The organism is Achromobacter sp. UMC71, assembly GCF_014170305.1.
Lineage (GTDB): Bacteria > Pseudomonadota > Gammaproteobacteria > Burkholderiales > Burkholderiaceae_B > Achromobacter.
On sequence record NZ_LZZT01000045.1, the window covers coordinates 1 to 11627 of the forward strand.

Consider the following 11627-nt stretch of genomic DNA (forward strand, 5'->3'; position numbering starts at 1 on the left):
CTTGCGGCCGGGCCCGGCGGCGCCACGCTCGACAGCCTGGCCGACGGCTTCCTCTGCATGGACCGCGAGTGGCGCGTACGCTACCTGAATCCCGCCGCCGAACGGCTGTTGCGCCGCAGCAGGCAGGAACTGGTCGGACAGGGCCTGTGGGACACCTGTCCGGACCTGGTCGGCACGGGCTACTACGACGCCTGCCGCGGGGCCCTGCAAACGGACCGCCCCGCCGGCCATACCGGCTACTACGCGCCGCTGGCCACCTGGTTCGAAGCACGCGCCTTTCCCCATGACGGCGGGCTGGCGGTGCTGTTTCGCGACGTCTCGCGCGAACGCGAGGAAACCGCCCAGCTCAGGTATCAGGCCACCCATGATTACCTGACGGGCCTGCCCAACCGGCGCCAATGCATGGAGACGCTGTCCTGCGCCATCGCCGAGGCGTCGCCGGGGCTGACGGCGCAGAACGCCTCGCTGGCGGTGCTGTTCCTGGACCTGGACCGGTTCAAGGAAGTGAACGACGCGTTCGGCCACGCCGAGGGCGACCTGCTGCTGTGCGACGTGGCCGAACGGCTGCGCAAGTTCCTGACGCCCGCGATCTTCTGCGCCCGGGTCGGGGGCGACGAATTCCTGCTGGTGCTGCGCGGCACCAACGAACGCGCGGCCGAGGCGCTGGCCAATTCGATCCTGAACTCGGTGTCGCGGCCCAGCGACATCCACGGCCGCTCGGTGTCGCTGGGCGCCAGCATCGGCATCGCGATGCTGACCTCGCCCGGCGAATCCGCCGAGATGCTGCTGAACTACGCCGACGCCGCCATGTACGCAGCCAAGTCGGCGGGCCGCTTCCAGGTGCGGCTGTATCACCGCGAGCTGATGCAGGGCCTGGGCGCGCGCCTGTCGCTGCGCGGCGACATCCAGGGCGCGCTGACCAACAGCCAGTTCGAACTGCACTTCCAGCCGCAGATCAGCATGCACGACGGCTCGCTGTGCGGCGCCGAGGCGCTGCTGCGCTGGCGCCATCCCACACGCGGCCTGCTCGGGCCCGCCGCGTTCCTGGACGTGATCCTGGATTCGCCGCTGGAATCGGCGCTGACCGAATGGGTCGCCAACGCCACCTGCCAGCACATCAGCGAATGGCTGGCCGACGGCCTGCCGGTGCCGCGCATCTCGTTCAACCTGTCGGCCCGCCAACTGGTGGCGCCCGACCTGGCCGCCACCATCGTGCGCCTGGCGCAGGTGCATGGCGTGCCGCCGACGCTGCTGGACGTGGAGGTCACCGAGAATTCGCTGATGAGCGACGTCGAAAAGGCCTCGAGCATCCTCATGGAACTGCGCCAGGCCGGCATCTCCGCATCGCTGGACGACTTCGGCTCGGGCTATTCCAGTCTGGCCTACCTGGTGCGGCTGCCGATCGACACGCTCAAGATCGACCAGTCATTCGTCTGGGCGCTGGGCAAGATGCCCACCGCGACGGCCGTGATCCGGGGCGTGGTGCGGCTGGCGCATTCGCTGGGCATGCGCACGCTGGCCGAAGGCGTCGAGACCGAAGCGCAGCGGCAGATGCTGATCGAGGAAGGCTGCGACGCCATGCAGGGCTTTCTGTTCAGCCGCGCACTGCCCGCCAACGCCTTTGCCGCGTTGCTGCGCGACACGCCGCCCTGACGCAAGCCGCTATCATGTCTGCCTGATATCGCTGCGAACACCAAGATGGAAAAGATACGGCTCGACAAATGGCTCTGGGCGGCGCGCTTCTACAAGACGCGCAGCCTGGCAGTGGACGAAATCGGCAAGGGCCGCGTGCAGGTCAACGGCCAACCCGCCAAGCCGGCGCGCGAAGTGGCGGCCGGCGACCTGGTCAGCATCCGCAAGGAAGACCCTGTCCTGCACGTGCGCGTGATGGCCGTCAGCGGCGTGCGCGGCCCGGCGCCGGTGGCGCGCCAGCTGTACGAAGAAACTCCGGAAAGCGCCGCCGCGCGCACCCACGCCGCGGAAATGCGGCGCCTGGCGCCCGAGCCGGCGCTGGACATCGCGGCGGGCCGGCCGACCAAGCGCGATCGGCGGCTGATTGATCAGATGCGCGGGAAGTAAACCGGCAGGAGCCGCCGCCGCATTCAAAATGCGCCGCCGGCAGCCAGCGGCGCTTCAGCATTTGCATTCCGACATTGTCGACAACGCCTCAAACCATTTTATGGCGCTTAGTATGGCGACTTCACGTGACGGAGGGTGAAGAATGCCGAGTGCAGCATTGCCCATGAAAAACACAGCACACCCGCAACAACTGGCGTCATCCCCTTTCCACCTATACGTCCTGGAACTGGCTGATGGCCATTTCTACGTGGGAATCTCAACGGATGTCGACCGCCGCTTTCGAGAACATCAAGCGGGCGAAGGTGCGGAGTGGACTCGCCTGCATCCCCCCATGCGCGTCATCTATCGGGAACCCCTGCACACTCTTGACAAGCACATCGCAGAGAAGCGGGAAAGCGAATATACGGCCCAACTCATGGGTCTGCATGGCGTAAAAAAAGTACGCGGCGGCCACTACACCCAGCGAGATGAAGCCTGGGCAACGCCCGCATTGAAGGCGCATGGTCAGTGGGAACGCATCCAGTCCGCCCGACTAAGCCGAACCGCTGTCAATACTGACGACAGCTGGAACGACGCCGTAGACGGATTCCTGACTATTGCAACGGCATACCACGACAGTGAGCCTGAAGATGGTCAGGATGAACGGATGCACGCTGCCGCGCATCGGCTGACGCGTTACCGCGAATGGCGCGATGCGTTCGACCCGATGCTGAGCATCCGCTTCTGGGGGAGGAAGCTCAGCATCCTGGCAGTGCTGCTGTCCATAAAGTTGCATCGCCCTGTTGGCAGCAAGGTGCCGAGCACCTACGATGTGCTCGCCAATGCCATGCTCAGGACCAAGAACGGCGCAGCTGGTTTACGGCATCTGTATCTGCATGCCTGGCAAGCGTATCAACCGGAAGCGACTGAAAATCAGGAACGGGCGCTAGAGCGATTCCTGCAAATGCTGGACACCCCGGCTGAACTCGACCGTCAATACGATGAAATCGTCTGCGTGCTCTTTCCGGAATGCCGGGCGAGGCTGCGCGGATACCAGCGGTAAGGGCTCCACGCACCTCATTTTTCCCAGAGGGGGCTGGCAAGGGCATACACCTGGTGCAAGCCCTTCAACTCCCCTTACAGCGCCCGCCCCACGATCAACGAATCCAGCGCCATCTCCGGCGCGGCGCTCTTGCCTTCGTACGGCAGGCGGCCGATCAGGTAGCGCATGGCATTGAGGCGCGCACGTTTCTTGCAGTCGGACTTGACCACGATCCACGGCGCATCGGCCGTGTCGGTGTGCGCGAACATCGCTTCCTTGGCGCGGGTGTAGTCGTCCCACTTGTCCAGCGAGGCCAGGTCCACCGGGCTCAGCTTCCACTGCTTGAGCGGATGCACCTTGCGTTGCAGGAAGCGGCGGCGCTGCTCTTCCTGGCTGACCGAGAACCAGAACTTCACCAGGTGGATGCCGCTGGCGACCAGGTTTCGCTCGAAATCGGGCACCTGGCGCAGGAATTCCAGGTATTCCGCTTGCGTGCAAAAGCCCATCACGCGTTCCACGCCGGCGCGGTTGTACCAGGAGCGGTCGAACATCACGATCTCACCCGCGGTGGGCAGGTGCTGCACATAGCGCTGGAAATACCATTGGCCGCGTTCGGTGTCCGATGGTTTTTCAAGGGCTACCACGCGCGCGCCGCGCGGATTCAGGTGTTCCATCATGCGCTTGATGGTGCCGCCCTTGCCGGCCGCGTCGCGGCCCTCGAACAGGATCACCACGCGCTGGCCGGTCGCCTTGACCCAGGCCTGCAGCTTGAGCAGTTCCACCTGCAGCGCGTATTTCTGCGTCTCGTAATTGCGCCGCAGCATGCGGTGCTGGTACGGGTAGACGCCTTCGCGCCAATCGGTGGCCAGCTCGTCGTCGGGATTGCGGCGGGTGACGGGCGCCTGCGCGTTGACCTCGAGCAGCGCGCGATGCACGGCCTGCGCGTCGTCCGGCGACAGCTCCTCGATCACCGAGCGCAGCGCCTCGTGGGCCTGGCCGGATTCGCCGACGTTGTAGCGGCGGGCGATGTCGGCCAGCACGGCCGCGGTTTCCTGGCGCGCCGCGCTTTCGCGCGCGCTGACGCGCTTGCGGGCCGTGACGGCGCGTTCGATGGGGGGCAGAACGGCCGGCGTTGCCGGTTGCACGCGCTTGGCTGCCGGCACGCGGCGCGCGGCGGCGGTGCGTTTGGCCGCCTGGGGTTTAGCGGCCTGAGCCGGGTCGGAAACTTGCGGGGTCTTGTCGGTCATCGAACCTGTCCTTGTTGCGCTTCAGCGCAACCCTAACGTGCGCCGCGGCGCGCGGCGTTGATATGGATCAAGACTTGTAACACTTTTGCAGTCTGCGCCTGTAGCTGGCCAGGCCGTTGTCCGATGGCCTGCCGCTACACTGCCGCCATCGCCTTTGCCGCCCCTATCGCCATGTGGTCACGTCTTAAACGGCTGCTGTCGGGCCCGCCCGCCGCACCCGATCCGCTTGCTGAAACCATCCGCTTCGACGACGCGGGATTCACGCGAACCAGCGACCTGGCCGGCGCCATGGGCCTGCGCCAATCCTGGCCCTGGGAAGCGGTGCACGAATTCGGCTTTCGCTTCTCGCAGGCGGTCTTTCCCGACCCCTGGTCGGGCGACTACATGGAAGGCCTGTGGTACGTCCGGGTGCAAGACGACGGCGCGCTGATGGCGGTGGAATTCAACCAGGACATCCTGGATCCGAAGGCGCTGCCGCCCGACCTGTTGCGGCACATGCCCGGCCTGGATCGCGATGCCATGCGCGCGGCGCTGGCCACCGCCGCGCGGGGGCCGCGCCACTTCGACGGCGCCGGCGAATGGGTCATCTGGCAACGCGTATCCATTGCGCCCGAAAAGCCCGCACAGTAACATTTACATCCAAATATTTCTTGGCTGCCGCTGACCGTGGACACGCGCACCGAACCGACCCTGAGCCTGGACAACGCGCCGCCCGCCCCGCAGCCGGACCCATTGGCTGCGGCCTTGCGCACCCCGCCCGCCGCCAGTCCCGCCTTGAAGTTCTGGACCTACGCGATCTACGCCGGACTGTGGGCGTTGACGGTCTTGCTGGGCAGTAAAGCGCCGTCGTCCACGGACACCCCGACGGCCGTGGGACACGTCATCGGCGCCGGCCTCGCAGTGACCATTCCGGCCTGTATAGCCATCCTGATCCTGTCAGTGTTCAAGCGATTTCGCACGCCACGCAATCGCGTGCGCATCGCGTTCGGCGTCGGGCTGGCTTTGCTGGGGGTGCTCGGCGCCGTGAGCGGCGTGGGGTTCTACCAGGGCAAGCAGAAGGCGATCGCCTACGCCGAGATCCGCCACGTCGGCGAGCTGATGCGGACCGCCATGTATGCCGCCGATCATCCGCCGGGCGACGTGCCCGACATCGACCCGACGCCCAAGGCCCGCGGGGCCTATGGCCAGATCGAACGCGGCGTGAAGATCCTGCTGGGCCAGCGCCTGGCGCAGTACCGCGCCTACATGAAGGAGCTGGACGACGTGCGGCTGTCGGAGCTGTTCATCGCCAACCGGCTGGCGCGCGATCGCGGCCTGGTGGAAAGCCGGCTGATCCTGGAGCAATCGCAGCGCATCGTGCAGAAGTACAGCCAGCAGAACCAGAAGCTCCTGGCGGACGTGCCCCTGATGATCCGCGGGCTGGACCTGAGCGAGCAGCAGAAGAACCAGATGATCGAAGGCGCGCTCAAGGCGCGTCCAACGCAGAAGGCAACGCTTGCGCGCAACTGGGACATCGAGCGCCAGACGCTGGCCGAGTTCGAGAAGATGATCAACCTGCTTGACGACAACCGCCGTTCCTGGCGCGCCGAGCACAACGAAATCGTGTTCGACCAGGACCGGCTGCTGGCGCGCTTCCAGGCGCACCAGCAGACCGTGCGCCGGCTGACCGAGGAACGGACCCGGCTGGAACTGCAGCAGTTCGACAACCTGACGTCGGACCTGCGCTGACCACCGGGTCGCGGCATCGGCCAGGCACCGCGCACGGCCCTGACCGCGGCCGGCGGGCTCAGACCCGGTCCAGCCCCTGCTTGAGGTCCGCCAGGATGTCCGTGGCGGTTTCCAACCCGACCGACAGGCGCAACAGCCCTTCGGACAAACCATACTTCTCGCGGTCCTCGGCGGTGTAGCTGGCGTGCGTCATCGACGCCGGATGCTGGATCAGCGTTTCCGGATCGCCCAGGCTGACCGCGATGCGCGCCAGCTTCAGGCTGTTGAGCAGGCGGCGGCCCGCATCCAGCCCGCCCTTCAATTCAAACGCCACCAGGCCGCCGCCCGCCGATTGCTGGCGCTGCGCGATGTCAAAGCCGGCCGTGCCGGACAGGCCGGGATAGAACACGTCGCGCACAGCCCCGTGTTCGCGCAGGAACTTGGCCACCTTCAGCGCCGATTCGCTGTGGCGCGCGACCCGCAGCTCCAGCGTCTTGATGCCGCGCAGCACCAGGAATGCCGTGAACGGCGACAGCGTCGCGCCGGTGAAATAGCGCAGGCCTTGCAGCCGGATCGCGTCGATGTGTTCCTTGCGCCCCACCACGGCGCCGGCCAGCAGGTCGCCGTGGCCGCCCAGGTACTTGGTAGCCGAATGCAGCACGATGTCGGCGCCGTGTTCCAGCGGCCGTTGCAGCACCGGCGTGGCGAAGGTGTTGTCGACGATGGTGAGCAGGCCCTTGCCGCGCGCGATCGCCGACACGGCGGCAATGTCCACCAGGCGCAGGTTCGGGTTGGCCGGCGTTTCAAAGTAGACCGCGCGGGTCTTGGGGCCGATGGCGGCCGCGACCGTTTCAGGGCGCGTGAAATCCGCGAACACCGCGCGGATGCCCAGGCGCGGCAGGCCTTGCGCGAACAGTGTGAAGGCCGTGCCGTACACGATCTGGTCCACCACGATCTCGTCGCCGCTTTGCAGCAGCGACAGCAGGGTGGCCGAGATGGCCGCCATGCCGGACGCCGTCACCACGCCGGCCTCGGCGCCTTCCAGCGACGCCAGGCGCTCTTCCAGCAAAGCCTGGGTCGGGTTGCGGGTGCGGCCATAGACGTAGCCCGCCTTTTCGCCCAGGCGGATCTGGTCGAACGCTTCCAGGCTGTCCTGGGTGTAGGTAGACGTCAGGTACAGCGGCGGCGACAACGCGCCCTGCTCGTCCAGCGGCTCGTAGCCCAGGTGGATGGCGCGGGTGGCAAAACCGTGTTGCGGCGAATCGGACATGACGGACTCCAAAGAAAACAGAGGGATGGCGCGACGCGCCATCAACGCTTGTGGTCGGCGCGGCGCGACAGCCATTCGCCGGTGAATTGCACGATCGACACCAGCGCGATCAGGATCACGATGACCTCGAACATCACGCGGGTTTCATAACGCTCGTAGCCGTAGCGGATCGCCAGGTCGCCCAGGCCGCCGGCGCCCACCGCGCCGGCCATCGCCGAGGCGTTGATCATGGCGATGACGCTGACGGTCATGCCGCCAATGATGCCGGGCAGCGCCTCGGGCAGCAGCACGTGGCGCACGATGTGCCAGCGGCGGCAGCCCATGGCGCGGGCGGCTTCCACCAGCCCGTGGTCCACATCGTTCAGGCTGACCTGGGCGATGCGCGCGAAGAACGGCACCAGGTTGGCCGACAGCGGCACGATCGCGGCCCAGGTACCCAGCGTGGTGCCCACCAGCATCCGCGTGAACGGCAGCATCGCCACCAGCAGGATGATGAACGGGATCGCGCGGAAGGTATTCACCGTGACCGACAGCGCCTTGTTCAGACGCGGCTTCGGATACAGGTTGCCCGGCGCGGTGACGGTCAGCACCACCGCCAGCGTCAAGCCGGCGATGATCGCGATGGCGGCGGAAATACCCACCATGGTCAGCGTCTGCAGAAAAGCCTGCAGGTATTTATCAAGCATCGACAGCGACATATCCCAGCACCTTGATCTGATCGGCCACCAGCGCGGCGCGCGCGGCCTCTTCCTGTAGAACGGCGGCGGGCACCGACACCAGCAGGCTGCCCTGGGCATGGCCGCGCAGGCGGTCCAGGCCGCCATGCAGCAGCGTCGCGCCCGGCCCCAGCGCCGCCAGCGCCTGCAACGACACGCCTTCCGGCCGGCCCTGGCCGGTAAAGCGCAGGCGCAGCACTGCCACGCCCGGCTGGCCGTTCAAGGCCGGCAGGTCAGGCACCAGCCGCGCCGCCAGATCGGCGGGCAGGTCGTGCTGCAAGGGCCGCAGCAAGGCGCGGGTGGCGTCCGCCTGCGGATCGCCGAACACGCGCCAGACGTCGCCATGCTCCACCTTGCGGCCACCGTCCAGCACCAGCACCTTGTGGCAGACCTCGCGGATCACGGCCATGTCGTGGGTGATCAGCACCACCGTCAGCCCCAGCTTGCGGTTGATGTCCTGCAACAGCGCCAGAATCGATTGCGTGGTTTCCGGATCCAGCGCGGACGTGGCTTCGTCGCACAGCAGGATCTCGGGGTTGTGCACCAAGGCACGGGCGATGCCCACGCGCTGCTTCTGGCCGCCGGACAGCTTGGCCGGATAGGTATCGGCCTTGTCGCGCAGCCCCACCAGGTCCAGCAGCGCGTCCACCCGGACCCGCGCCACGGCGGGCTTCACGCCCGCCACGCGCAGCGGCAGCGCCACGTTTTCCGCCACCGTCTTGGCAGACAGCAGGTTGAAGTGCTGGAAGATCATGCCGATGCGGCGCCGCAACCCCACCAGCGCGTCTTCATCCAGGCTGCCCACATCCAGGCCGTCCACCCGCACCCGGCCGGCGCTGGGGCGCTCGAGCATGTTGATGGAGCGCAGCAACGTCGACTTGCCCGCGCCGCTGCGCCCGATGATGCCGAACACCTCGCCGCGCGCAATCGAAAAGGAAATGTCGGACAGCGCCACCACCGGGCCTTGCGGCCCCGGGTAGTGCTTCTGCACGGCGTCGAAGACGATATGCGCGTCCGCCGCGCCTTGCGTGGCACCGACCGCGGCCAGCGCGGCCTCGGGCGGCAGGGAGAATTCGTGCTGGATCATGGCGTGCTTAGAAGACCGGGATCACCGAGCCTTCGTACTTGCTCAGGATGAACTGGCGCACTTCCTCGGAGTGGTAGGCCTTGACCAGCTCGGGCACCCAGGGCGCGTTCTTGTCTTTTTCACGCACGGCAATGATGTTGACGTAGGGATTGTTTTCCTTCTTTTCCACCGCGATGCCGTCGCGCGTGGCGATCAGCCCGGCCTGGTAGGCGAAGCTGTTGACGATGGCGGCGGTGTCCACGTCCGGCAGCGAACGCGCCAGCACCACGGACGCGCTTTCGACGAAGTTCAGCTTCTTGGGGTTGGACGTCACGTCCGCCAGCGTGGCGGTGCCGGTGGCGGGATCAAAGCCATCGCGCAGCGTGATCAGGCCGTGGTCGCGCAGAATGACCAGCGCGCGCGTCTGGTTGCTGGGATCGTTGGGAATGCCAACCTTGGCGCCGTCGGGCAGGTCCTTCAGCGACTTGTACTTCCTGGAATAGAAGGCAATGGGCGAGATCAGCGTGTTCGCCACCGGCACCAGCTTGTAGCCGCGCTGCTTGATCTGGTCGTTCAGGAAGGGAATGTGCTGGAAGGCGTTGGCTTCCAGGTCGCCGTTGTTCAGCGCCTCGTTGGGGCTGGCGGTGCCGGTGATGACCACGGGCTCGACGGCCAGGCCGTTCTTCTTGGCGACCTGCGCCACCACTTCCCAGATCTGCTCGTCGACGCCGCCGCGCACCCCCACCTTCAGCGGCTTGGGATCGGCCGAGAACGCCGGTCCGTGGAACATGGCCGCAGCGGCCAGCACGGCGCCCAGCAGACCCTTGACGAGCGTGCCCGCGCGAACGGAGAAAGTACGGGGAGTCATATGGAAATCGCCTCTAAGTCAATACGGTTATGAGAGAGACGATTCTAGGGATGGGCCCCGTGCGCGCGAACGAATAGTTGGTTGAGTCCTTATTACAGGGGTGTTTGTTTATGTGGCCTTAGAACGGTTTGACGACCACCAGCGTCACGATGACGGCGGCGGCAATGACGGTGAATGGCGCGTACAGGTCCACCAGCGGCGGGCGCTTGGCGCTGCCGTTGGCCAGACGGCGCAGCGCGGCGCTCTGGATACCCAGCAGCGCCGACAGCGCCAGGGCCAGGCCCGCCTTGATCCACAGCCAGTCCATGGCGAACCAGCCGAAGGTCATCGCCAGATGCAGGCCGACCAGCCACGCCAGCGCCATGGCCGGCGTGGTCACGAACAGCGTCCAGCGGCGCAGCGCGCCCAGCATCTTGCGTTCCTTGGGGGCCTCGTCGCTGTCGGGCGGTTGCGACGACAAGAGGAACAAGGACACGAACAGGGAACCGCCCAGCCATGCGACCACGGCGGCGACATGCAGCATTTTCAGGAGTTGGTAGGTCATGCGCGGCATTATCGCCGGACGGCCGGCAGGCGCGGGGCAGCGGGTGCGGCCGGCGTTTGCGTTGGAACAAACCGGCGGGCGACGCGCCCCAGGAAATACGTGTGGACTACTTCGCGGCCTCGGATGCCGCCGGCTGCGCGGCGGGCGGTGTTGTCGCGGTGGACGGTGCTGCGGCAGCAGGGGGGGTTGTCTTGGCGGATGGTGTTGCAGCAGCGGGCGGGGCCGTCGTCGTGGACGGCGTTGCCGCGGCAGGCGCGGCAGTCGCCGGCGCGGACGGCGTTGCCGCCGGGGCCGCCTTGCCCGGATCCGTCTTCACCGCCGGGCTGGCTGGCGTGGCAACCGCCCCTTCCGTATTGGCCGGCGTGGCGGCCGGTAGCGCGCGGGCCGGTTCGGGCGCCGGCTTATCGCCGGCCGCCGGCGCGCCGCTGGCCGTGGAAGGATTCAGCGTATCGGCCGGCGCGTCCGGTGTGGTCACCGGGTCGGCAGGCGGCTTGGGCGCGGCGGGCTTGCCGCGGCCGGCTGGCGGCACATGGGGCGCGGCGGCGGCCTGCGCATCCGGCAGGAAGCGTTGCAGCAGCTGGAAGAAGCCTTCGTAGAACGCGGGCCGCGACACGGTCTGGCTGGCGGTCTTGACCAGCGAATCGTCGCTGGCGCCGAACGGCATCGACACTTGCCCCAGCACGCTCACGCCCACGCTGGCCGAGCTGGTGGTGCGCTTGATGGAATAGCGATCCTGCACCGCGTTGGCGAACACCGTGGCGCGCTCGTTGGCGGCGCCGTCGGACGCGCAATCGATATTGAAGCTGATCTGCGTGTGCTGGCCGTCGTCGCCCTGGAAGTTCTTGTGCCCCGTGACGCGCGTGCCCTCGAACTTGTCGATGTTGTAGCCCTGGCTGAGCAACGCTCGCCGTCCGGCGTCGCAGGCCGTGCCGCTACCCGCCGGGAACGTCCGGGAGTAGGTGTCGTTCTGGGTGAAATCTTCCTTTTCAAACGCGGCTTTGGGAGCGGCGCATCCCACCAGGACGGCTGCCAGGGCAGCGCACAACGGAAGGGCAAGACGAGGGGTGATGCGGGGCATATAGGTACGACCTGAGAGCAACGGGGCGATT

The 11627-nt window shown here is 66.9% G+C and carries 12 protein-coding genes; 5 read left to right on the top strand and 7 right to left on the bottom strand.

Features of this window, described 5'->3' with window-relative positions:
• The 3 genes from A9974_RS21035 to A9974_RS21045 all read left to right on the top strand — a co-directional run.
• Positions 1 to 1653, top strand: a 1653-nt coding sequence (locus A9974_RS21035) for a bifunctional diguanylate cyclase/phosphodiesterase (RefSeq protein WP_255468270.1), incomplete at its 5' end; no start/stop codon positions are given.
• Positions 1654 to 1698: 45 nt separating this feature from the next.
• A complete protein-coding gene (locus A9974_RS21040) occupies positions 1699 to 2079 on the top strand; it encodes an RNA-binding S4 domain-containing protein (RefSeq protein WP_183006119.1) in 381 nt (126 codons plus the stop codon).
• A gap of 163 nt (positions 2080 to 2242) precedes the next feature.
• Positions 2243 to 3121, top strand: a complete 879-nt coding sequence (locus tag A9974_RS21045; protein ID WP_220806063.1) for a GIY-YIG nuclease family protein — start codon at positions 2243 to 2245, stop codon at positions 3119 to 3121.
• A 74-nt stretch (positions 3122 to 3195) separates the two neighbouring features.
• Here the strand turns inward: A9974_RS21045 and ppk2 are convergent, their stop codons facing one another.
• The gene (gene ppk2 / locus A9974_RS21050; protein WP_183006120.1) at positions 3196 to 4347 is read right to left on the bottom strand and encodes a polyphosphate kinase 2; all 1152 of its coding nucleotides are present in this window, start codon (positions 4345 to 4347) and stop codon (positions 3196 to 3198) included.
• 123 nt (positions 4348 to 4470) lie between these two features.
• On the opposite strand from ppk2, the gene A9974_RS21055 reads away from it, so the two are divergent.
• Positions 4471 to 4977: a hypothetical protein gene (locus A9974_RS21055; RefSeq protein ID WP_255468271.1), complete on the top strand. Its 507-nt coding sequence runs from the start codon at positions 4471 to 4473 to the stop codon at positions 4975 to 4977.
• A 36-nt stretch (positions 4978 to 5013) separates the two neighbouring features.
• Positions 5014 to 6075 (top strand): hypothetical protein, encoded by a 1062-nt coding sequence (locus A9974_RS21060; protein WP_183006121.1) that lies wholly within the window; start codon positions 5014 to 5016, stop codon positions 6073 to 6075.
• 58 nt (positions 6076 to 6133) lie between these two features.
• Here A9974_RS21060 and A9974_RS21065 read toward each other — a convergent pair whose 3' ends face one another.
• The 6 genes from A9974_RS21065 to A9974_RS21090 all read right to left on the bottom strand — a co-directional run bounded on the left by A9974_RS21065 (position 6134) and on the right by A9974_RS21090 (position 11596).
• Positions 6134 to 7324, bottom strand: a complete 1191-nt coding sequence (locus tag A9974_RS21065; protein ID WP_183006122.1) for a PLP-dependent aspartate aminotransferase family protein — start codon at positions 7322 to 7324, stop codon at positions 6134 to 6136.
• 41 nt (positions 7325 to 7365) lie between these two features.
• Complete coding sequence (locus A9974_RS21070) at positions 7366 to 8022, bottom strand: methionine ABC transporter permease (protein WP_183006123.1); 657 nt, start codon at positions 8020 to 8022, stop codon at positions 7366 to 7368.
• On the bottom strand, positions 8003 to 9127 hold the full coding sequence (locus tag A9974_RS21075; RefSeq protein ID WP_183006124.1) for a methionine ABC transporter ATP-binding protein: 1125 nt from the start codon (positions 9125 to 9127) through the stop codon (positions 8003 to 8005). The genes A9974_RS21070 and A9974_RS21075 overlap by 20 nt, the downstream gene beginning before the upstream one ends.
• 7 nt (positions 9128 to 9134) lie before the next feature.
• The gene (locus A9974_RS21080; RefSeq protein WP_183006125.1) at positions 9135 to 9974 is read right to left on the bottom strand and encodes a MetQ/NlpA family ABC transporter substrate-binding protein; all 840 of its coding nucleotides are present in this window, start codon (positions 9972 to 9974) and stop codon (positions 9135 to 9137) included.
• Between the two features lie 118 nt (positions 9975 to 10092).
• Positions 10093 to 10518 carry a CopD family protein gene (locus A9974_RS21085; protein ID WP_255468272.1) on the bottom strand — a complete coding sequence of 142 codons (426 nt, stop codon included), beginning with the start codon at positions 10516 to 10518 and terminating at the stop codon, positions 10093 to 10095.
• A gap of 106 nt (positions 10519 to 10624) precedes the next feature.
• Entirely contained in the window at positions 10625 to 11596 is a 972-nt protein-coding gene (locus tag A9974_RS21090) for a DUF2242 domain-containing protein (RefSeq protein ID WP_183006127.1), read from the bottom strand.
• Positions 11597 to 11627 lie beyond the last annotated feature (31 nt).

Coding starts and splice junctions, on each gene's coding strand:
- A9974_RS21040 (WP_183006119.1), top strand. CDS start 1,699: ATGGAAAAGATACGGCTCGACAAATGGCTCTGGGCGGCGCGCTTCTAC.
- A9974_RS21045 (WP_220806063.1), top strand. CDS start 2,243: ATGAAAAACACAGCACACCCGCAACAACTGGCGTCATCCCCTTTCCAC.
- ppk2 (WP_183006120.1), bottom strand. CDS start 4,347: ATGACCGACAAGACCCCGCAAGTTTCCGACCCGGCTCAGGCCGCTAAA.
- A9974_RS21055 (WP_255468271.1), top strand. CDS start 4,471: ATGGCCTGCCGCTACACTGCCGCCATCGCCTTTGCCGCCCCTATCGCC.
- A9974_RS21065 (WP_183006122.1), bottom strand. CDS start 7,324: ATGTCCGATTCGCCGCAACACGGTTTTGCCACCCGCGCCATCCACCTG.
- A9974_RS21070 (WP_183006123.1), bottom strand. CDS start 8,022: ATGTCGCTGTCGATGCTTGATAAATACCTGCAGGCTTTTCTGCAGACG.
- A9974_RS21075 (WP_183006124.1), bottom strand. CDS start 9,127: ATGATCCAGCACGAATTCTCCCTGCCGCCCGAGGCCGCGCTGGCCGCG.
- A9974_RS21080 (WP_183006125.1), bottom strand. CDS start 9,974: ATGACTCCCCGTACTTTCTCCGTTCGCGCGGGCACGCTCGTCAAGGGT.
- A9974_RS21085 (WP_255468272.1), bottom strand. CDS start 10,518: ATGACCTACCAACTCCTGAAAATGCTGCATGTCGCCGCCGTGGTCGCA.
- A9974_RS21090 (WP_183006127.1), bottom strand. CDS start 11,596: ATGCCCCGCATCACCCCTCGTCTTGCCCTTCCGTTGTGCGCTGCCCTG.